Below are 23,976 nucleotides of genomic sequence, written 5' to 3'. Positions count from 1 at the left end.
AGATTAAGGACCTCATAAGGATTAATCGTACTCAGGTTATGAATTGCTTAAAAATAAACTAAAATTTTGAAGCTTATCTTCTTGTTTTTAAGTTCTTCAGCATTTATTTTAGTTCAAATTTACCAGTAAGTCCTTCATTAGAATTCCAGCCGACCATAACGTTAAACAAACCGGATTCTGTTAAAAAATTACCATTGTTGTCATAAAATCCAAGTGCCGCATCCGTTAGGGTAAATTGAACGGTTTTAGTTTCTCCTTTTTTTAATGCAATAAGTTCAAAACCTTTTAATTCTTTAACAGGTCTAACAACGCTGGCAGCGACATCATTTATATACAACTGAACTACTTCTTTTCCGTCAACATTCCCAGTATTGGTAACATCAACAGTTAGTTCAATTTTTTCTCCTTTCTGGAAGGAAGTTTTTGCTAATTTCAGATTTTTATACTCAAAAGAAGTATAGCTTAATCCATAACCAAACGGATATAATGGTGTTTTTTCGACATCGATATAATGTGACCAAAAAGCGTTTTGATCTTTATTGGTTGGTCGTCCGGTATTGTACAAATTGTAATAAATTGGACACTGCCCTACGTTTCTTGGGAATGACATTGTCAGCTTACCACTTGGATTGTAATCTCCGTACAAAACCTGTGCAATTGCATTTCCGGATTGGGTTCCTAACTGCCACGCTTCAACGATAGCAGGAATATGTTCTGCTGCCCACGGTAAGGCCAGCGGACGCCCATTGTTTAAAACCAAAATAATATTAGGATTTACTTTGTAAACTTCCTCTAATAATTGCTGCTGATTACCAGGCAGTCCCAATTCCGTTCTACTGCGACCTTCGCCACTTTGAAAACCAATTTCCCCTAAAACCATTACCACAACCTCTGCTTGTTTTGCGGCTTCTTTAGCGGCTTCAAATCCGGAAAAATCAGTTGTGTTAATTTTTACTTCATCAACAAATGCCTGTTTATTTAAAGCCACATCAGTTCCTTTTTCATAAACTAGCGTATTGTTCTTATAGTGCTGCATTCCTTCAAGAACTGATACAGCAGTATTATCATCAGCTGCAATTCTCCAACTTCCTAGCGGACTGTTTTTATCATTAGCCAAAGCACCAATTAAGGCGATTTTAATTCCTTCTTTTTTTAATGGCAACAGTTTTTCATTCCTCCCCGGCAGACTAGCATTCTTCAATAAAACAATTGATTTTTTGGCCATGTCCAGAACAGCATCATTATTGGCCTTGTTTCCGATACTTGATTTTTCACGGGCTTCATCACAATATTTGTATGGATTGTCAAACAAACCTAATTCAAATTTTACTCTAAGAATTCTGCGAACAGCATCGTCGATCACACTTTCTTTTACCAATCCTTTTTTTACCAGCTGAGCCAATTCTGTAACATATACATTTGATTCCATATCCATGTCAGAACCAGCAATAGCGGCTTTTTGAGCTGCATCGGCTCCATCTGCTGCGTAACCGTGCGTAATCATTTCGGCTATAGAAGCCCAATCAGAAACCACAAAACCATTAAATTTCCAGGCTCCTTTTAAAATGTCTCTTTGCAAAAAGCTATTTCCAGTTGCGGGTACGCCATTCAACGTATTAAATGAATTCATAAAAGTGCGAATTCCGGCATCGACTGCCGCTTTAAAAGGAGGTAATACACTATTGTACAGCTTAGAATTACTCATATCCACACTATTATATTCTCTGCCTGCTTCTACAAAACCATAACCTGCAAAATGTTTGGCACAAGCAATAATAGCGGTATTGGCACTTAAACTCTCGCCTTGAAAACCTTTAACACGAGCGGTAGCAATTTTGCTGCCCAGATAAGGATCTTCTCCGGCACCTTCCATTACTCGCCCCCATCTTGCATCATTGGAGATGTCTACATTAGGAGCAAAAGTCCAGTTTAAGCCAGAAGCAGAAGCTTCAACAGCAGCAATACGCGCCGAATTTTTAATGGCTTCTAAATCCCAACTTGCCGCTTCTGCCAGCGGGATAGGACTGAGAGTTTTATAACCATGTATAACATCAAAACCAAAAATTAACGGAATCCCGAGGCGCGTCTCTTCAACAGCCATTTTTTGTACGGCTCTTACTTCTTTAACGCCTCTTACGCTCAGCATAGAACCTACCAATCCTTTCTTTATATTATTGTATTTTTCTTCATTAGAGCCTGATTCTGGTTTTGGGCCTGTAACATCCCATGAACCATTGTATTGATTCATTTGCCCTACCTTTTCTTCTAATGTCATTTCTTTCATCAAAAGTGAAATCCGGTCTTCAATTGGTTTATTGGCGTCCAGATGTTTTTTTGATTGCGCATATCCATTTCCAACAACGATTAGCAGTAAAAATGCATATTTTCTAATTTGTCTTTTCATCATAGTTTTTTAGTTTTTTGTAGCGTTGCTGAATCATGTAGTTGATAATATAACTTTACAAGTTCATTTTACATGAAATCAGTAAATTCAAGATTGTAAATGTAGTTTTCCCCGATGCCATCAGGATAGAACATTTGAAGCATTATGTGCGACAAATGATGTATTTACATAACCTACAATCAATAAATAAAAGTGATTACTTCTATAAAAAATGAAGATTGCGTCAGATCAGTTTTTTTTAAAGGTCCTTTTGCAATTCTGAAAAACAGCAGTTTAAAATTTTGAACAAATTAGGAAAAGACGACTATCAATTAACAACATTACTATAAAAGTATACCACCGAAAAGAGTATTTAAGAAGAGATTATTGAAATTTAAAAAATGACAGATTTTTTTTCCATTGCTAACTTTTCGTACTCCTTTTCATTAAATTTATATCGTCTTTCCGTTTCAATTTCAGCATTTATTTGCTCATCAATAACTGGTACTATGATTTTTTTCTGTACAACTTTTTTGCAAAAACTCGATTCATTAGCCTCAACGCCCAGGATTTCTCTATAAAGATTTGTAAGCTCAGATAATGTAAATTCCTCAGGCAGAAGTTCAAAACCCACTGCTGATTCACGTAAGGCATTCCCTATTTGATACAGACTTAAATCTATAATTTTCTTATGATTAAATAATAAATCTGGTACGTCTGTAACTTTCCACCATCTTTTATAAGAGGGACTGCTGCCAAAAATTGTTTTATATTTATCAATATTTATCAATCCATAATATCCAATCGTTATGTTTCGTTGTGAGTCCTGCTGATTTGGATCGGTAAAAGTTCTTAATTGTCTCAGTACTATATTTTTTTCCGCTCCATACTCCTGCGCAAGACGACATGCAGCATCATCGGCACTTTCATTATCCTCAAGCATGCCACTTAAAATCCCCCATTTGGCATTTGCGTAATTGCTTTTCTTTGATAATAGAACTTTAAGAGTACCTTGATCATAACAAAAAATAGCACAGTCTATAGCAATTTTAATCATAACATATATTTAATTCATTTTATTTTTTAATATCCATCATTCACTCCAAACCAACACACCAGCCGGTTTCAGCGTTTTCTCCCCAACCAGTACTTTAGCATTTACAGGTACATTCATTGTATAATTGTCTGAAGAATAATTTACCGCCATATAAAATCCATCGCGCCAGTAAACATATATTCCTTCAGGGTAATCTTCGGTAGTAGCTCCGGCTTTGGCGTAAATCTCTCTTAAAATATCCTTTTCAAGTTTTGAGTCATCGGTATCTACACCTATATAGGTAACTGTTCCTTTTCCTATTTTGCGTTGTACCACTGCAGCTTTACCTTTATAGAACTGGTTATCATAAGTGGCAAGTACTTCAGTGCCTTTATTTGCTTCGAGAAGATCGGCCCAGTTGTTCCAATTGTAGTGTGATGATTTCATCAAAATATCTCCTTTGGCAGACCCTGAGAGCATATCTGTAGATTTAACATGCGCCCCGATAAGATCCGAAATCGGAGCAGCCCACTCCCCTTCCCAGAAGTGCCCGGCGCGATTTTTTGTGGCCGTACGACACGTAATGATCAGATGACCGCCGTTTGCTGCATAATCGTTCCATTTCTTTATTAATGCCGAATCGGCCAATTCGTAAGCCGGAACAATAAGAAATTTATATTTAGAAAAATCTGCTGTTTCCGGAATCACAGCTGTCGGAGCACCCAGTGATTTTGTCATTTCAAGAAATTTGACCGGATAATTCCATGTATCCCACTGAAAAGTTTGTTTTTGTCGCTCTACAGACCAGAAATTTTCAAGATTCCAAAGGATAGCTGTTGATCTTTCAGCCAGTTTTTCAGGCATCTTTGCATTGGGTTTGTATTGTTTTCTAAGCTCTTTGATTTCTTTTATGAACTGTATATAATCCTCTCCTCCCGCTGATGGAGTAACACCGTCAGTCTGAATAACTCCGGCATGGTACTGCTCAGAGCTGTACAAAACCTGGCGAAAACGATACGAACAGGCAAGTTTACCACCGGCGGCAAAACTGTGATACAGCCACATGCGTACCGTACCCGGCATCAAAAGTGGGTTGTAAGATCCCCAGTTAACCGGTCCGGGCTGCATTTCCATTACTCCGGAAACACCCCCTACTGATTTATAATACTCGGCCGCAAAAAGAACGACCTTACTATTGCCCAATCGAAAACCCAGGTCGCCAATATTATCAGTGCCACCATTCGGATAGGCAGTGTAGGTCGCAAAATCCATTTTCGTTGTTCGTCTTGGATCTGCACCAGTACAAATAGCGGTGTAATTTGTAGTAATGTATTGTCCTTCCAGAATAGACTTTCGTAAAATAGTGGCCTGTAAATCGAGAAACTCGGCCTGAGTATCGGCCTGATAACGTTTAAAATCGAGCAATGCATGAGGGTTGTTACCCCACCAGCCTACTAAGTTGGGATTGGGAATAATAACCTGATCAAAACTGTTGAACCATTGGCTCCAGAATGCAGTTCCCCAAACAGCATTTAAAGTATCAACTGTTTTATATTTGTTTTTTAACCATTGTCTGAAAGCCTCCTGAGAAGAAGGGCTGTAATCTGAAATTGCCGGAGGTTCGTTATCCAGCTGCCATCCAATTACATTTTTATTATGCCCGTAGCGATTCGCCATTTCGGTTACAATTCTTTCAACAAATGCGCGGTATTTAGCATTGGTTATCGAACCTAATCCTCGTGTGCCATTCTCAGCACGGATGTAGTGGTTCTCCATAATAAAAGTTTCAGGATAATTCACACGCATCCATGTAGGTGTAGTTGCCGAAGGCGTACACATTAGTACTTTCAGGTTGTTTTTTACACACAGATCTACCACTTTATCCAGCCATGCAAAATCAAATTTACCTTCTTCAGGCTCCATTTTATACCAGGCAAATTCCGCTAAATGAACAAACTCAAAACCCATATCGGCAATTTTTTTAATATCCCTTTCCCACTGGTTTTCGTTCCACTGTTCGGGATAGTAATAAATACCGGTTGTTACCAGATCTTTATCCGGAAAATAGAGACTGGCATTTTGTGCCTGCGCGGTCATTCCGAAAATCATTAGTAGAAATGCTATTAAATAATTTTTCATAATTTTTTTACTTATTGCTGTTATGGAATCGCTCTGAAACAAGAATACCAACTCTTTTCTTCCTTACTATTTATTTTTTTCTCTATTCTCTGTTACCTCTATTTAAAAATATGCTGAATAAAAAGGTACAGATTATTGGCCCACTCCGTATCATCATGGGCATTGCTATCTACATTCCATACATGTGGCACTCCTTGTTCTTTGAAGTATTGGTGCACGCGCTGGCTGACACTAAACAGGCCATCTTTGCTGCCACAGGCAAGCCATAATACTTTAAGCCTCTTTTTAACTGCTGCTAAATCAGGTACAAGCTTATTTTCAGAAAGCCCTCCGAATTCATTGGTATTTGGAGCCGAAGAGAATCCACCAACATAGGCAAAGGTATTGATATGAGAGAGTCCTATATTCAGGGATTGACCACCCCCCATCGATAACCCGGCGAGTGCGCGATGTTTTGGGTCGGTATAAACGGAATAATGAGATTCTATGAATGGAACAATATCAAGAAGCAAATCGTTTTCGAAAGATTTACCATATCCTTTATATCCTCCTTTTCGTTCCTCCAGTTCATCAGCTTTAGGATTTTCCACAGTCACGTTTGTATTACAATTAGGAAAAACCATAATCATTGGCTTGATTTTTCCATCGGCTAACAAATTATCTATTATGTAATCGGCATGGACCCAATACGGCCATTGACCGTTACCGGAATTAAGTCCGTGTAGTAAATACAGCACTGGATACTTTTTATCAGGAGAATAGCCTGGAGGAGTATAAACCATCATTTCACGACGTGTCCCAAGTGTTTTTGAGTCATATTGAACAGTTGTAATGGTACCATGTGCTCTATTGTCGCGTTTCTCTCTAAAGCCAACCGGCGGATCATCAAATGCAGGTTTGTCGTCAAGACCTAGTTTAGCCGGTTCGCCAAAACCTACTTTGGGCACTTCCTTTTCGCCAATATAGCCTCTTGCTTCAAGCCATTTACGACAGGCTTGTGGCCATGTCGATTCTGTATTTTTCGACTTTCCAAGTCCGTATCCATGTCCTCCTGATTGGTAAATATGAAGTTCACAGGGAACATTATGTTTTTTCATAGCCAATGCGTAATCAATACTGTTTTGTACCGGAACGGCTCCATCGTCTATTGAATGAATTAAAAAAGCTGGTGGTGTTTCCTTACTTACCTGTAACTCATTTGAAAAATGTTTCACCAATTCTGGTGATGGATGCTTTCCTAATAAATTCTCACGAGATCCGGCATGTGTAATCGTGGAATCCATGGAAATTACAGGATAAATTAATACCGAAAAGTCCGGACGGGCACTGGTAGTATCAATCTGATCGTATACTTTTTCATTAAAATGAGTTGAAACAGCAGACGCTAGATGTCCTCCTGCCGAAAAGCCTATTATCCCTATTTTATGTGGATCGATACCCCATTCTTTTGCGTTTCGTCTTACGATACGAATTGCTTCTTGTCCATCCTGTAGCGGTGCTATAGATTTGTTTTCCATAATGGCGTCATTAGGCAAACGATAATGTAATACAACAGCCGTAATCCCGAGCTGATTTAACCATTTTGCTATTTCAACTCCTTCACTTAAAAATGATACACCGTAATAACCGCCTCCAGGACATACCACCATAGCGGTTCCGGAGTTATTATCGGCAGAAGCAGGATAAACTTCAATAGTAGGTTTTGAAATATTCCTTAGTTTTATGTAATATGCAGAATCAACTATTTGCTTATAATTTGGATCTTTAATTTCACCCGGCACTTTCCCATTCCATACTTGAATAATCTTATTTTGAGCAGAAAGAACAGTGTTTGCCGTAATCAGGAAAATTAGTAGCCCGATTGTTTGTCTTAAAACTGAATTCCTCATCTTTTTTTATAATATTCATTCATAATATACCACGCCTTTTTCTTTTCTCCTTTTTCAGATAATAATCCTTTTCTATTGTATCCTTTTTGATATACCTGATTCATCCTTCCCAATGATTTGTAGTCAAATAACAGCCAGGGAGAGATGCCGCATAAGTTTGGAATGGTCTTAAACATTTCCAGCTGATCGATATAAACCTGTTTCTGATATTCTTCTGTCCAGCCTGAAGCTTCATCTGTTGGTCCTTCATTACTTCCATAAAGGGCTTCCGCTCCAAACTCTGAAATAAATACCGGCTTATCCGGATAAGCGAATTTCCATTTTACATCTGATGGTTTACCCTGCCACGGAATATACCAGCCGATGTATTCATTAATACAAATCAGATCAGAATATTCATAGAGGGGATCTGAAACGTTGAATGCATTATTAGTATAAGATTGTGTATTAATAACATGGTTGATTAATCGTGTTGAATCAAGGACCCTGCATTTTTTGGTTAGTTCAATAAGGGCACTAGTTCTATTTGCTGTACCCGGATAAGTTTCGTTTGAAAGACTCCAGATGACAACCCCACAGCGATTTCTGTCTCGATGAATCATTTCTTTTAACATTGTTTCCATTTTTTTTGGCACAAGGCTGTCCGAAAATTGAATATGTTGATAGATGGGAAGTTCATTCCACACCATTAATCCCAATTTCTCCGCTTCTTTAATCATGTTTTCATTGTGCGGATAATGCGCCAGTCGAACGAGATTACAGCCCAATTCTTTGGCGGAATTCAATAATAGTAAAGCATCCTCTTTTGAATAGGCCCTTGTTCCTTTATTCGGATTTTCCTCATGGATATTTACGCCTTTAAAAAAGATTTCTTTTTTATTAAGCAGCACTTTACTCCCTTGCACTTCTATGCATCTGAAGCCTATGGTATCAACAATGGTATCTGTTTCACTTTCAATTATTACTTTATAAAGCTTAGGATTTTCAGGGGACCAAAGCTTTAGATTTGAATCAAACGCTATACTGGCATGCCCTTTATTATCTGATTCTGTTTTATACGTTTTGTTGAGTTCAGGAATTTTTAGCTTAATCTTTTGTTTTACATTGCTTCCATTAAGCTGAACCCATCCCAATACCTTATTCAGACTTCCTTTTTTTAACTGTACAGAATAATCTTCTATAAATATTTTGCCGGTTTCAATCAAATTAACCTCACGGGTAATACCTCCAAAATTGAACCAGTCGTATCCTGTACCGGGCAAACCATTCTGTAAACGCTGGTTATCCGCTTTAACAATTAGGGTATTTTGTCCTTCTTTTACTTTGTCGGTAATTTCAAACTGAAAAGGAGTAAACCCGCCTTCGTGGCTTCCTATTTTTTCACCGTTAAGATAGATGTCCGCCAAATAATTTACAGATCCAAAATGCAGAAATAGCCTTTTTTCAGTAGTAGATTTGTAATGGAATACCTTTTTGTACCAAACGATACCTTCCAAATAAGTCAGTTCGGGTAATTGCGAATTAAAGTCGCCAGGTACTTTTAGCATTGGCCCGCCATCAAAGGAATATTCCACAAAGTCGGTCTTACTTTTCGGTTTTTTCTCCAGCCAAACCTGTTTCCATTCTCCTATTCTGGTAGGATCGAGAATAACCTGCCACTCACCATTCAAACTTGATAAGTGTCGGGACTCAACATTGACCATTGCAGTTTGGGCCTGTATATAATTGCCCGGCAATAATAGGAACAGAACCCATAATCCTGCTTTTTTAAACGCTGTATTCTTCGCTATTTTACTCATAATTTAGTTGCTTTAACAACATCAGCTGATGACAAATCTGATGTAGGTATTTAGAAATTAAAAAATTACAACTATTCTTTAACTTCTGCAATCTTTCACTTATAATGATTTAATAATAAACACATTAAATCATTATTTTAGCATGCCTGCAAAGCCTCCGTTTGGAAGACATTCAATTTTTACAATACTTCCTTTTTTAATCTTTATTATTTCTGAAGAAAAAGATTTAACATCCTTCCCGTCTTTGATAAGCTGAAAACTATAATCTCCTTTATCAATAAAATCAAACTTTACCAATAAAGTCTGAGGTACGTTTTTTCCGTTTAACCCGGCGATATACCACTTATTTCCTTTCTTTCGGGCTATAATAACTTTTCCCCCAGGATAACCGTCAATTAGTTTTGTATCGTCCCAGGCAACCGGAACCTGTTTTAAAAATTCTTTTGGTTCTGCCGGTAAAGATTCATAGGCTGAGGGTCTATCGGCAAAGTGCTGAAGCCCTGATTCAAATACAACCGACAAAGCCAGCTCATGTGCATAAGATGTTATATGTGGATGTTGTGAATCTGAAAAGGTAACCGGAGTATAATCCATGGAGCCAATTACATTTCGTGTAAACGGAAGTGTCGTATTATGAACTGCGGCTTTGTCAGTTAAGACCTCATTATTGTTGTACCATTCGGCACCATATACCGCTTCTGTTGTCATGAGGTTGGGAAAAGTACGCGCCCAGCCACGTGGGACTGTTGCTCCATGAAAATTTACTAATAAATGATATTTGGCTGCATCTTTAAGAATGTCAATGTAATAAGTCATCATATCTTGCTGGTCACCGGCAAAAAAATCAACCTTGATTCCATAGACCCCTATTTTATTGAGCCATGAAAATTCTTTGGCACGTTTTTCAGCTGTAAGTAAACGATCATTTGGTGTCGGGTCAAGCCATATTGTACCGGAATTATACCACATCAATGGTTTTATTCCTTTACTCTTTGCATAGTTTACCGCATCGGTTATATTTCCTCCATTATTCATTACATCCCATTCCCAATCGATCAGTACATACGGCCAATTCATTTCCACCCCTAAATCAACATATTCAACTACCTTTTTATAATCTTTTGAACCATGATTATTTGCCCAGTAAATCCACGAAACCGCACCAGGTTTAATCCATTCGGTGTCTTTTAACTGGTTGGGATCACTTACATCTGAAATCAAAGTGGATTCTACAATATCAGACAATTTTCCAATGATAAGTGTATGCCAATGGGAATTCCATGGTAATGTGGTCTTAACACCAGTCTGCTGAAAATTATCACGCGCAGAAGGATACGTAACCTGATATTGGTTCGTTTTTTTAAGGTTTGATAATTTTGCAGCACAATTATTCTCTGTTATATTCGCTTCAGAGATCAGCGCCCAAACTGGCTGATCATTCACTTTGTACAAAGCCGGAAACCCCCATTCCTGCTCTTTGTTACTAGTTGAATCCATTTTGTTTAATGGGAAAAATTTTTCATACGAAATATCATAAGGCTGCATCCAGGAAGATGTATTATCCGGTAAAACATAAGTTGTGGCTTCATTAATAATAGCAACCTTTGAATCTAAATGATTTGGAAAAACATAACGAAAGGCAACACCATCATTATAAACCCGAAAAACAATATTCATTGGCTGCTGATTGGAATTTTGAAAACTGAAAGTCTTTTCTGTACCTGAATTTTCACAAAGCTGACGTTTGCCACAAACCATTTTGTAGGTATCATGAACTGAAACCGATTTTGACGCTGCAACAAAATGAAGATTGTCAGTAAACTGCTCATCGGTACGATTAATACCCAATTTAGAATCGGGTAATACTTCTACAAACTTGTTTTCAATTTTATACGATACATTAAAAGAAAGATGGTGTACAGCATTTTTATCGGGTACATTCAAAATAACTTTTATTTTTCCGTTAGGCGAAATTATTTCCTGTGCATTTATAATAAATGAACTTAAAATAAAAAATAGAAAAGGGATGGTGCGTTTCATTGCTTTTTTATGTATTACTTATTTTGAGTTGATTTAAGAATTATGCTATTTCCTTCCAACTGATTTGATGTTACAGTTAATTTAATTTCACCAGCCTGATGATTGCTTTTTATCACTATTAAAGCTCTGCCTTTCCATGCTTTACGTGTATCGCCTACATATTGTTCGAAATCTTTCAAATCAGCATTATCTACTCCGGCAATAACACCCGGTCCATCAATTTTAAAATTCAAACGGTTGGTGGCGTTAGGTTGGAATGTCCCATCCTTATCAGTTATTTCAATAGTTATGAATGCTAAATCCTGTCCGTTGGCTAGTATTTCTTTTCGATCGGCTGTCAATTTTATTTTTGAGGCATCGCCGGCAGTTTGAAGAATTGTTGATTCCATTTCCTTATCATTTTCTACTCCGACAGCTTTAAGCAAACCTGCAGCATATGGAATCGGAAAAGTAGCCTTAAATTGCTCCTCTTTACTCGTTTTTTGTTCACCAACCAGCTTGTCATTAAGGTATAACCTTACTTTTGGATATTTTGAATATACTTCAACCTGAACCGTTTTATTTTCAAAACCCGGCCATGTCCAGCTTTCCCATGTTGGATATACCGACCACCATGTTTCTTTGATTTCTAACGGTTCCGGGGCCGGTTCGCGAACTGCTATATAGAGTTTCTCGTTAGTATTATACAACATGCTTCTATAATGCGAAATAGGTTTTCGCCAGCCAATCAAATCTATATCTCCGCAATAGGCACCGTGATAAGGGAAGAAATCATTTTCCCAATGCTGACCAGGAACTTCTCCCGAATAATAATAACGGCCAATTCCTGATTCTCCCAAATAATCCATGGCTGTCCAAACAAAATCCCCGATTACATATTTATTTTCTTCTACCAATTTCCAATTATTAAAAGCATCTTTAGGATAGGATTCGGTTTGAACGATGATACGCGAAGGCACTCTTTTATGATCGTCAGAAGCAGTATGCAGGTTATAATTATAGCCCGCAACATCGTGTGCGGCCATCAACGGATCGAACACTTCCCAATTCTTACCACTATTTACAATTGCAGAGGTAACAGGACGGGTATTGTCTATTTTCTTTAATGCGTCTGAAAGCATTTGGGCTGTTTTCACAGCTTCAGGATCTGCCCTCTCAGGGATTTCATTGCCTATGCTCCACATGAAAACCGAAGGATGGTTACGGTCACGCAATGCCATTGCTTCTAAATCGCGCTGCCACCACTGATTGAAATATTTGGCATAATCGTGGGTGGTTTTTCCAATTTTCCAACAATCGAAAGATTCGTCCATTACCAGTAAACCTAATCGGTCGCAGGCATCAAGAAAGGCTTCGGAAGGCGGATTGTGAGAAGTCCTCACGGCATTGAATCCACTAGCTTTAAGCAATTCAATTTTACGTTCCTCGGCACGGTCAAAAGCGGCAGCACCTAAACATCCATTATCATGGTGTACACAACCGCCGTTTATTTTTACTGTTTTTCCATTCAACTGAAACCCATTTTCAGCAGTAAATTTTAGGGAACGGATACCAAAATTGTTTTTTGTATCGTCCAGCACTTTTTTATCTTTTAATACCTGAACCTGAGCCTGATATAAATACGGTGTTTCCGGTGTCCAAAGCATCGGATTTGACACTTGTATGTTTTGCGTTATTTCCTTCTCGCTATTAGCAGGAACATCAACCTGTGTCTGATTATTTCCAACATTTTTAGAACTCTTATTGAAAAGATCGGTTTTAACAACAATTCTCTGTGGCGATGCTGTTTCATTTTTAATCTTGGTTTTTACCAGTACAGTTGCTTTTTTTGAAGATACTTCGGGAGTTGAAACAGCAACACCCCAATTTGCAACATGTACAGGATCAGTGACCATCATCCAGACATGACGATAAATTCCTGATCCACTGTACCAACGGCTGTTCATCTGTTGTGAATTGTCGACTCGTACTGCAATAATATTTTCTTTTCCAATTTTTAAATAAGGTGTAATATCATAACTAAATGAGGAATAACCATAAGGATAAACACCAAGTGATTTTCCGTTGATAAAAACTTCAGAATTCATATAAACACCTTCAAAATAAATAGAAGCTTTTTTTGCTTTCCAGTTGTCTGGTACCTGAAAGGTTTTGCGGTACCAGCCAATTCCTGACGGAAAATATCCGCCACCTCCACCAGTAGTGTTTTTAGGATGAATTTTTCCTTCAATACTCCAATCGTGGGGCAGATCAAGTTTACGCCAACTCTGATCATTGAAATCGTTTGTTTTGGCTTCAGGAACGTCTCCTAAAAAGAATTTCCAATCGTAATCAAATAACTGTTTTCTTTCCATGTCAGTTTGTGCATGTCCTGAAAGAAAGCTTATACACAGTATAATTAGGAATACCAGTTGTTTGGTGAGATATTGTTTTTTATATGAATTTAAGCTATTCATTTTGTTGCGTTTATATTTATAATTGAATTATTGGATGTAGATCATCTTATCGCAAAGGAGTTATCCTATATAATCCTGCCCCATGCTGTGGCAATTCGCTCTCAAAGTTTCCATTAAAAGTTCCGAGATCTTTGTGACTCCACAAATCGCGCACTTTTGCTTTGCCTTTTATATTAATAGCTTCAAAGTTTACTTTTACATTGGCCTTGTCGGGAAAATCTAAAGTTCCTTTATCAACCAAAACTCCAAAATTTACTGAGCCTATTTCCTGTGTTACGTAGCCGGTTGCTGTAAAAGAATCATATCCTTCGGGCAATTGATAAACAATCACAGATTCCCCATGAGCACCAATCCCCTCTCGTGTTTCATTATTTATAATAATTGGGTTATTGTCGCAGGTACGATTGACATTCGCCTCTCCCCAGCCCGAGGTTGCGCTCAGCCATTTGAGGTCAGTCAGTTTCAAATCGCCTTTGGAGCCGTGAAGTACTGGATCGACCCAAACGATATGATCCCAATCAGAACTGTTTCCGCCATCTTTCACAAAGAGAACAAGTTTTTTACCCTCTTTTACCGATACTTCTACCCTTTGCGAACTTCCTTTGCCGGCAATTATTGGACTTACATAATCGGCATTGTTTAAATCAAGATTCTCTCCCTTGCTTTGCGCGTTGAAAAGGGCCACATACTTGTCTTTACTATTAGGCACATCGGCTGTCCACACGATCAGATTCTTTTCGCGAGACACCTGACGGTTATTTAAACTGTGTTGATTTACTTTGAGCATTTCGGGATTCGTGAGCATTTCCTTGGTAAAATCGTCAAGCCTGGTCATATCTCCTCCAAAAATAAGTGGTGAACGACCAATAGCCCAAAGGCTCATAAGCGTATATTGTTCGTTTTTAGTGAAATTGGTTGGGCGTTTGAATTCAACAATTCCAATTGGCAGCATATCAGCATCGGGAAAGTGTCCTGGTCCACGAAAAGGTGTCCACACATCCATTCGCTCAAACATGCCTTGTAACAATCCCCAGCGATCCCAAAAATCATCGGTGATACGCCACATATTGGCATGATTCATAACATGCTCGCCCATTTTAACCGGTGTTGCTCCTGGCGACAAACTTAGCAGAATGTGTCGGCCGGTTTTATCTATTGCTTTGCGGAGCGCCTCAATTTCTGCTTTTTGCACATCATCATAAGGACGTGAAATATCGTCGCACTTGATAAAATCCACTCCCCAGTCGGCATACAGCTGCACAATGGAATTATAGTAAGCCTGACCTTCAGGGCTATTGGCATTAACGCCGTACATATCAGGATTCCATCCACAGGTAGAGCTTTTAATGGCAATATCCTGAGCTTTTACGTTTGTCCCGAGTACGGGAGTATTTTTTTCAACGGCCTGACGAGGAATTCCGCGCATAATATGAATACCGAATTTCAGTCCTTTGGAGTGCACATAGTCTGCAAGGTGCTTGAAACCTTTCCCATCTGCAGCCGAAGGAAATTTTTTCAGACCGGGAGTTAAGCGGCCATATTCATCCATGGTGAGCGTCGCTTTAGAATCATAAGCATGTCCTTTTGCCTCAGGCTCATACCATTGAATATCTACTGTAAGATAGTTGTATCCGCTTGGCAAAAGGTATTTTGCCATTGCGTCGGCCTGTTCTTTTATCTGCTGTTCGGTAACCGTTGTTCCAAAACAATCCCAACTGTTCCACCCAAGAGGCGGTGTGGACGCCCATTGATGATATTTTTTTGGGGCTGTTTGTGCATTTATAACACTAAAAACAAGTGCCAAAACCAAGGTAAATTTATATTTCATTTTAATTAGGTTAAAAAACAAATATTATAGTTTTTCTATTTTAGTTTTTAATTATTCGGTATTACGAACGCAACGAATCCTACTCTTCGAAGTGTCTGTCATAATAATCTTTTGTCTCCAAATATCCTTATTCACTCTTTGGGTATTTGGCTTCGTATCCCAACAGACTAAGCATTTCATGACCATATCGTCTGCCTAATTCTCTGCAGCCCTTGGCATCAAAATGGGCAGAGTCCAATCCGGTACAGCCTTCCGAAGAAATAATATGTGCTGTTGGAACTATTTCAGGTAACGTCCTTATTATCGGATTCATGCGGGAACAGCAATTGCCATCTACAGCTAATAACTCACCGGCCAAAAGAGGAACCGAGTCGGCATTTAACTCAAGGTCGGTCAACATATCGCCGTAAATTTTCTTTACATACGATGGCCATTGTTCTTGTCCTGCATTCGTTTCGCCCTGATGCAAAAGGATTCCTTTAATAACACCGTCTTTTTGAGCCAATTTGGCCAAACTTATAAGATATTGATACGGATTTCCATCATAACCCGCTATCAGAGAGGCAAACCATTGCTCTTTGTAAGTTGCATCGAAATCCTTATAAATATCTTTGTCGAACAACCTGATATCACAGCCGGCAACAGAAACATTAATAATTCCAACAGTAATGTTATCAGGAAGATTATCAACCAATGTCTTTCCGAAATAATCTGTCGGCGACAATCCTGAAGTACATTGACAGGAAGGTGGAACGGCAGGATACCATTTACCTTTCTTTTTGTTCAGGTTTGGGCAATCCTGCGCCTGAAACACTTTGAAACGGTTATTTACTGTCATATCCTGACTCTCGACTGGAGCTGCACCCTGCATATTTGACTGCCCAAAACAGAGGAAAATATAAAAATTACGGTCCTGTGCATAAGCTCCTGTATTCAAAAAGAATAGGATTATAATCGTAAAAATGAAAACATTTAGCTTTTTCATATTATTAGGTTCATTGTTAAACAACAAACTGAGATTAAATTTGCCTCAAGGCATTCCAGTTGTTCCTAAATTTATTTATCGAGTAATTATAAAAGGAATACTTTTTTTATAACTGCTGTTTTTTACTGATAAAAAGTACGAGCCCACAGCAAATCGACTCACATCAAGAATTTGTATTACTTCGGGGTCGCTATTTACAGTCATAACTTTTAGTTTTTGACCCGCCATATTATACACTGCTAATTGTGTTGGTTCTGTAATTGCCAAATTGAATTTTATCTGCAGTTTATCATTTGCAGGGTTAGGATAAAGCATTACTGTTTCGCTGGTAGGTAGCGTGTTATTATCTCCAACTGACAATGTAGTTGCCTTAAGCAGAACCGCAGTTGTAGACAAAGCAGGCACAGTAATCGTGAATGTATTTGAGTTAACGCTTACATCGCTCTTTTTTAAGGCATTATTAGTATGCGATACAAATGTTTCTGTTGCTGGCAGTGCAGCAAGCTGCAATGTTTCTGAATTTCCATTCGCGGCAGCAAATCCGCTAAGATTTACCGTTACAGTACGTGATGCATTCATATCCTTGTTCACAATAATTACAGTCATCCCGTCTCCGGATTGGTTTACAGAGGTATATGCTGAAACCGTGTTTTCTAGCGACGAAGTACTTGAAACACTATACTCTTTGGCATAACGACTGAAAAGATGTAAGGTTTCCCACATACCTATAGACCAATTCCATGGACTAAACAATTCAACGCCATTGTTGGCAAATGTACCGAGATGTGAAGCGTAAATAACAGATTCAAGACTTGGATTGCTTCCCGACATGGTACCCCATTCGCTTACACCTGGAGTTATACCGTGGTTTGCGCCAAAATGCTCGTTTAACCAACCATCGATACGTGTGAAAATATATTGTTTTGTAAGTGAGGCATCCCAGCCTCCGGTAGTTGTTTTAATACCATTTGAACCCGGATAATCATAAGTGGTATCATAATAAATTCGGTGTCCCTGCAATGCCGCAGCATCATTATTATTGTACGAAGGGTAATTGTGAATATCTAATACATCAACTAGTTTAACTCCGGTTGCCTTATACTCATCACCCAGTCGTTTTATAAAATATTCAATCCAGGAATAATACCTGCCATTGACGTATATACTTTCGTCTGACCATTTGTACCATTGCCATTCGGAGGTTGCAACAGGTCCGCACAGCTTGATTCCCGGGTACAAAGCTTTTGCTTTCTTGGCCAACTCGATGTAGCGATCCATAAAAGCAGAGGCTGATAGCTGCGTTGGCATAGCCCAATTGTGCGTGCCATTCCATATATCTACTTCGTTATCCATATTCCAGTATACAAACTGGTCTTTGTTAAGCCCTTTACCACCGGCTCCAAACCAATCATTTAGAATTCCCACAGAAGAGTCTGCCGGCCATGGCTTACTGAATAACTCAGGGTTTCCATCAACCAGAGCATTACTACCACCAGCTGGATTAACAACTCCTCCACCGGCTAAATTCTGAGTAACACCAGACCAATACTGTGCCTGATTGTATCCCCAGTCATTGAAGTTATTATTACTATTGGATGCAGCTCTGCCCAATAATTGAAAGGCAAACATACCCTGCATATCCGGAAAGCTGGTATTAATTTTTTGTGCCGATACACTCCAGTCAGCAGCATAAACATTATTATACCAGTCAGGATGAACAGTCAGTTTTTCCTGCCAGTTATAGGCCGATGCATTATTACCTCCATTCAAACGGGCAAAACGCAGGCCTACATCTTTATAAAATTGGTCAGGATGATCAAGGAAGTCATTTTTTCCATAGATGTTTGGCGATATCTTTTTTTTGTTTACAGCAGCATTTACTGTAATCTGAACCGTCTGAGCAAAAGCTACAGTAGTAAGACAACAAAAGCTTATTACAAAAAAATGTTTTTTCAAAAATAAAAATGGGTCATTCATTGATTTGGGGTTTAATATTATTTTCTATAACTATTTTTAATCGTATTACTTTCCTGAGCGCATCTGAATCATAAAATCTTCCTGAAGTATTTCTTACCACCAGAAAATTTGTACAACCTCTCTGCTTATTTTATCTTAAGAACTACTGCAATATCATTCGGAATAATCTTTGGTTTTATAATTACTAATGAGTCTGCATATTGTTTCCACGAAAGTTTTTCTTTACTTCCAAGTATCTGAATACTTTTGATTTTGTCTTTATTTTTATTCTTACCAAGCGATTTTAAGCAAATGTTATTGGATGGCACTCCTAAAAGAGTGGCATAAAGAATTTTTCCATTTTGATTATAACGGATGTCTTTCGCTGACAACTTTATTTTTCCCTCACTGAAACTTTTGTTGTCAGTGGTTTTTACCGATTCAGAAGCCGGTCCCTCACCAAAGTATTTCCATGGACGTGTATCAAAAATACTTTCTTTATTCACATCCATCCAAGCCGCTATTTTTTCAAGAATTGCTACTTCCTTATCATCGATCGTGCCGTCTCCCTTAACAGGAATATTAAGCAGCAGGTTTCCGTTTTTACTAACAATATCAACCAACATGTGGATTACTGTCTCTGCAGACTTATATCCGTTATTTTCATAAACGGACTTACTGTAATGCCAGTCACCAATACAGGTACAGGTTTGCCATGGAAGGTTTTGGACGGTATCCGGCGCACCTCGCTCTACATCCCAAACCATGCATTTTTTCTGTTCATCGGTTAATATTTTTCCAAATAAAACAGCTTCGAGCTTGTCATTATGGGTTGCCATATTATGATTATAGAAATCTGCCGCAATTTTGAGTCCCGCATCGCTTACCGGATAAAGAGGCAGTGCGGTATCATCAAAATAAAGCAAATCCGGATTGTACTTATTGATAAGATCTATGGTTCGGTTATAGAATTTTTCACAGTACGCCTGTGAAGGTACTGCTGCTCCATTGCTCCAATCCCACTGATTCCATAAAGCATACAGGTCTTTTTCACTTCCCTTGCTCAAAGGATGGTTTTGGGCATAAAGTTCAGCTGGGTCAAGTCCTTCCCACCATGTTCCTTTACCAGCTTCTTTAATAAGTGTTCCATCGTATGGAACTCCGGCTAATGGTCCCGTCTTATCTGAACGCTGGGCGGTTTCAAACCAGGTCCAGGCGTGTGAAGCGTGTACACTAAGTCCGAATGGTAGATTATATTTTTTTGCTGCTTTTGACCAACCAGTGATAATATCTTTCTTTGGCCCCACACGCACCGAGTTCCATTCCTGGTATTTACTGTCCCACAAATCCAAATTGTCATGATGATTGGCCATGGCAAAGAAATACTGGGCTCCTGCGCGTTTGTATAGTGCGACAAGTTTTTCAGGATCCCAATTTTGAGCTTTCCAATCTTTAATAACTTCCTTGAATCCCACTTTGGAGGGATGTCCGTAGTGTTCTACAAACCATTTATATTGGTCGCCATCTTCATTATACATAAACCTTCCAAACCAGTCTCCTTGCTCCGGTTGGCATTGTGGCCCCCAATGTGCCCATATCCCAAACTTGGCATTACGAAACCAGTCAGGCGTTTTATATTGCTGTAGTGATTGCCAGGTTGGCGCAAACTTTCCGGCAGCAACAGGTTCGTTACCCTCCCTAATTGGGGATACAAACTTTTCCTGAGCTGCCAAAAAATTCAAAAACAGCATACAAACCATTATAAACCGGTTCATTTTCATATGCTTTTATACTTTATATTTATAATTTTTTCAAATCTCAACAAACCAATTTATTTTTTAATAATCTTAAATGATTTTGAGAAATTTGAGTTTACTCCTTCAACCTGCACTATGTATAATCCGGGTTGCAATGAAGCCCCCATTAACAATTGTTTTGAATCAGAAGAGGATGCTGCTTCCTGTACTTTTTTTCCCGAAATATCAAAAATGCTGACATGAATTGGTTCATTCGATTTTCTAGCTTCAATCTTAAATTCATGACTAAATGGATTTGGATAAAAATCTATCGAAAAGTTTGGCTCCTCTGCAATATCATCTTTAGACATCGAACCCATTTTGGCAGTTTGTCCATTCCCCACTGTATTGATCACCCACTGCTGGTTATTATGGTTGCTTGCAGCCCATTGAAATAAATCAGCACCATTGGTGGTAGTACCCATTCCGTCGAGATATAGACCTGTGGCTTTATTTTTAAATTTAACATAACTTCCTGCGGTTTCGCGTGTCCAATATTGTGCATCACTGCCGCTATAACTGTATTGCCCTACTACGGAACCATTTGAATTTCTATACATACCATCAAGGTATAAGTTTGAAGCACGATTTTTCAGCATCACATAGCTTCCAACCGTTTCAATTGACCATTGTTGGGCTGTGGCGCCACTGTTCCCATATTGTCCTGCATTGGAACCATTGTCGAACCTGTACATCCCATCCATCAGCAAATTGGTACTTCTATTGGCTAAAGTAACGTAGGAAACAGATTGATTATATCCTGCAATAATGGCATCTAACAGAGGCTGATCCTTTACTACATTATTAGCTCTGTCAAACATAAAACCTGTTTCAAAATAGTATGGTATAATACCATTTGCTTTAGCCTGTTTAGTCACATATTTTGTCCAGTAATCCACAGACTGGTTATGCTTATCCAGATCCTTAGGAAGATAATTCGCGTTGTCAATGACATTCCTTTTCCATGCTCCATATTCACCCAGTATCACAGGGATACCTTTATCAACAAAATTCTCTTTTATCTTTTTGAATTCATTATCGATCAAAGTCTCTTCTTCACCTGTGGCGTTGCGCTCTGGCTCAATAGTAGAATGATTCCCGGCTCCCCAATAGTAAACCATCTTGCCCCAACTTACATCACCCTGCGTTAATATCGTAAATGTAGCAGGCGTGTAGTCATGCACCTCAAGTATTAACTTGTTAGGAATGTTGTCTGCTGGAAGCGTAGTCATCAAAGTAGCAGTTTTATTAGGATCAGTGTAAGGTCCCTGCACAACCAGCACTCTATAACTGTTTCTTCCACCCGTAGAACGAACTGCCTTGATGAAAGTTTCGTGATAACCATTAAGAATTGCCATCTGCTCAGGAGTATCAACCTTAGGTTCATTCGTACCTGCAAAAATAAGGTGCTCATCAAATTCACGCATGGTTGTAGCAATCTGCTCCCAAAGCGCTTTTTGTTTAGCGTTAACCGAGTCTTTCATAGCCGCATTAACATTATCTTCCAGCCAGCCAAGATCTGCGTGGGCATTCACTATCACATACATATCATTAGCCACACACCATCCAACTACTTCTTTCACCCGGTTAAGCCACACCGGGTCAATTGTCATTTTTTCAGGATCGCTTAAATGACCCCAAACCCAGCCAACAGAAAGCCGTACAGTATTGAACCCTTTTTGTTTTACAAATTTCACATACGATTCGGTAACTTTGCTATTCCACACACCTTCTTCAGGGGTTACCATTGTATTGCCAAAATTTATTCCCAAATGCATTTTTGCCGCCAGTTGCACGGCATTACTGGACACACCCGTAGCATCTGAAGGCAAGGGATTGGTATTATAAGACGGATAGCTCACGGGTTGTGAATATGAAGAAAGAAAAATCATATTAACAATAAGTAATAGTAATACTTTGTAAAAATGTTTGAAATTCATAATTTTAATGGTTTAAATGGTTAGATAGTATAGAAACACTTTAAATATTATTTTAACTTTTTATTTCAAATTCTGAATCATCTGAAGCCAAAAAACCTTTATTGCCTTTTAGCCCTTATTGTGATTAGCCACAAGAAAGTATACGGATAGTGCTGTTGGTTACAAGACCAACAGTGGATTAATTAATGAATTTCCATTCATCAAATAAGAAATCTTCTCCATTAAATACAAAATAGATGTTCGCTGTTCCTTTATCTATTTTTTGTTCTATTTTCTTTGAAAGCGTCGTCCAGTCTTTTCCATCAGATGTAAGAGAAACAATAGCTTTACCTTTAAGATTATTTAGATAAACATCGATTCTGCCTTTTCCTTTCACCCTTGCTTCGAATTTGGAAGGAAGCTGTTTGCTGAAATCGGCTCCACGAACCATTATACATTGTTTGTCTGCTTTTCCTTTGGCAACCATATTGCCTGCATTATCAGCAGCTTCGAACTGAACCTGTCCCGAAGTACCTCCGGTAGTTTCTGCCTGCTGAAGAACGAATGGATTTAACAGATTAATTTGTGACGGACCTTTAAAAGTTGCTTTGCCCATTTGGATATTCACATTCTCTTCATTAACCTGCATTTCTTCGATACCCACATTACGAAAACCGCCTTTGGTACCAAAATAATCCTGTAAATACATGGCATGGTAAGCAAGATAATATTTCTCCTTAAACTTGAACAGGTGCGTGTGATTGTTTGTCATAGGCCCCACATTAACGTCGCCGGTATTCTTAAAATAATTATCGCGATACGTCCAACTATCCGGATCTAATGGTGTTTTAGTCGTCATATAAGACATGCTGCATTGGGTTGGTTTATCTTTATTCGTATAAGGCCATTCAGTACGCTGTTCCCAACTCGTATTATAGGTATAGGCCCAGGTTCCATTGATAAAGTTAAGATCGCTGGCCTCAAAAAAATAAGGAGCGGGTATCTTGGCAACATTACTCGCCAAACTGATCATATCTGCTCCTAATTTGACGATTCGGGAATTATCCGGCATATATTTTGTTTTGGGCGTTCCGCCTCCAAAAGTCAGCCAGCCTGTACCCTTGTCGTCAATCACAACTCCCGGATCAAATGGCGCTTCGCAATCTACTCCCGGGACAGAGCGGTCGACTATATTCTTTCCTAGTGGGTCACTCCATGGGCCAACTGGAGAGGTGGACGTAAGGACAGCTGAACCAACACCGCTATTGGAGTAATACAAATAGAAGTGCGTCTTACCGTCTGCTTCCAGTCTGGATGTAATGGAAGGTGCCCAGGAATTCTGAGTCCATGGTGCCAGCTTTGCAGTATCAATGAGACCATGATACGTCCAGTTGACCATATCATCGGTAGACATCATGACCAGTGTATGGATATGCTCGTATGAATTTTTCCCATCCTTTCCTACATGCTCATACTGTTGATGATCATTTGTGGCATATACATAAATTCTTCCATTATATTCTACCGCTGTCGGGTCGGCCGTAAACATAAAATCCAATAATGGATTCGCATTATCCGAGGTAAGTTTCGGCGAAACATTTGCGAATTTTTCTGCCAGGTTTTCTTTTTCCTTTTTCGGTTTACCTGCACTGGTCTGAGCTTCTGCAGATTCTCTGCCTCCCATAAAAGCCATAACAATGACTGTACTTAACAATACTTTTTTTCTAAACATGCTTTTTTTATTTGTACC

Annotated in this window: 13 protein-coding genes; all 13 read right to left on the bottom strand. The window is 38.8% G+C overall.

Features of this window, described 5'->3' with window-relative positions; genetic code table 11:
• Positions 1-103 precede the first annotated feature (103 nt).
• Positions 104-2,404: a beta-glucosidase BglX gene (gene bglX / locus ASC72_RS04785; protein ID WP_056187614.1), complete on the bottom strand. Its 2,301-nt coding sequence runs from the start codon at positions 2,402-2,404 to the stop codon at positions 104-106.
• A gap of 373 nt (positions 2,405-2,777) precedes the next feature.
• On the bottom strand, positions 2,778-3,440 hold the full coding sequence (locus ASC72_RS04780) for a hypothetical protein (protein WP_056187611.1): 663 nt from the start codon (positions 3,438-3,440) through the stop codon (positions 2,778-2,780).
• Positions 3,441-3,476: 36 nt separating this feature from the next.
• Positions 3,477-5,558: a beta-galactosidase gene (locus ASC72_RS04775; protein ID WP_056187608.1), complete on the bottom strand. Its 2,082-nt coding sequence runs from the start codon at positions 5,556-5,558 to the stop codon at positions 3,477-3,479.
• Between the two features lie 98 nt (positions 5,559-5,656).
• Positions 5,657-7,447 carry an alpha/beta hydrolase-fold protein gene (locus ASC72_RS24205; protein ID WP_198528480.1) on the bottom strand — a complete coding sequence of 597 codons (1,791 nt, stop codon included), beginning with the start codon at positions 7,445-7,447 and terminating at the stop codon, positions 5,657-5,659.
• Positions 7,444-9,246: a glycoside hydrolase family 2 protein gene (locus ASC72_RS04765; RefSeq protein ID WP_056187605.1), complete on the bottom strand. Its 1,803-nt coding sequence runs from the start codon at positions 9,244-9,246 to the stop codon at positions 7,444-7,446. The genes ASC72_RS24205 and ASC72_RS04765 overlap by 4 nt, the downstream gene beginning before the upstream one ends.
• A gap of 132 nt (positions 9,247-9,378) precedes the next feature.
• Positions 9,379-11,286, bottom strand: coding sequence for a glycoside hydrolase family 97 protein (locus ASC72_RS04760; RefSeq protein WP_056187602.1), 1,908 nt, complete (start codon positions 11,284-11,286; stop codon positions 9,379-9,381).
• A 14-nt stretch (positions 11,287-11,300) separates the two neighbouring features.
• A complete protein-coding gene (locus ASC72_RS04755) occupies positions 11,301-13,742 on the bottom strand; it encodes a glycoside hydrolase family 2 TIM barrel-domain containing protein (RefSeq protein ID WP_056187600.1) in 2,442 nt (813 codons plus the stop codon).
• A gap of 46 nt (positions 13,743-13,788) precedes the next feature.
• Positions 13,789-15,570 carry an NPCBM/NEW2 domain-containing protein gene (locus ASC72_RS04750; protein ID WP_056187598.1) on the bottom strand — a complete coding sequence of 594 codons (1,782 nt, stop codon included), beginning with the start codon at positions 15,568-15,570 and terminating at the stop codon, positions 13,789-13,791.
• A 127-nt stretch (positions 15,571-15,697) separates the two neighbouring features.
• Positions 15,698-16,555, bottom strand: a complete 858-nt coding sequence (locus ASC72_RS04745) for a sialate O-acetylesterase (protein WP_056187594.1) — start codon at positions 16,553-16,555, stop codon at positions 15,698-15,700.
• Between the two features lie 75 nt (positions 16,556-16,630).
• On the bottom strand, positions 16,631-18,532 hold the full coding sequence (locus ASC72_RS04740) for a glycoside hydrolase family 44 protein (RefSeq protein WP_056187591.1): 1,902 nt from the start codon (positions 18,530-18,532) through the stop codon (positions 16,631-16,633).
• Positions 18,533-18,657: 125 nt separating this feature from the next.
• Positions 18,658-20,286: an alpha-L-fucosidase gene (locus ASC72_RS04735; protein ID WP_117595769.1), complete on the bottom strand. Its 1,629-nt coding sequence runs from the start codon at positions 20,284-20,286 to the stop codon at positions 18,658-18,660.
• A gap of 56 nt (positions 20,287-20,342) precedes the next feature.
• Positions 20,343-22,247, bottom strand: coding sequence for a cellulase family glycosylhydrolase (locus tag ASC72_RS24465; RefSeq protein WP_241775625.1), 1,905 nt, complete (start codon positions 22,245-22,247; stop codon positions 20,343-20,345).
• 178 nt (positions 22,248-22,425) lie between these two features.
• On the bottom strand, positions 22,426-23,958 hold the full coding sequence (locus ASC72_RS04725) for a glycoside hydrolase family 43 protein (RefSeq protein ID WP_056187582.1): 1,533 nt from the start codon (positions 23,956-23,958) through the stop codon (positions 22,426-22,428).
• Between the last annotated feature and the right edge of the window lie 18 nt (positions 23,959-23,976).

Source organism: Flavobacterium sp. Root420 (genome assembly GCF_001427905.1).
Taxonomy (GTDB): Bacteria; Bacteroidota; Bacteroidia; order Flavobacteriales; family Flavobacteriaceae; genus Flavobacterium.
This window is presented reverse-complemented; position numbering and strand designations above follow the sequence as displayed.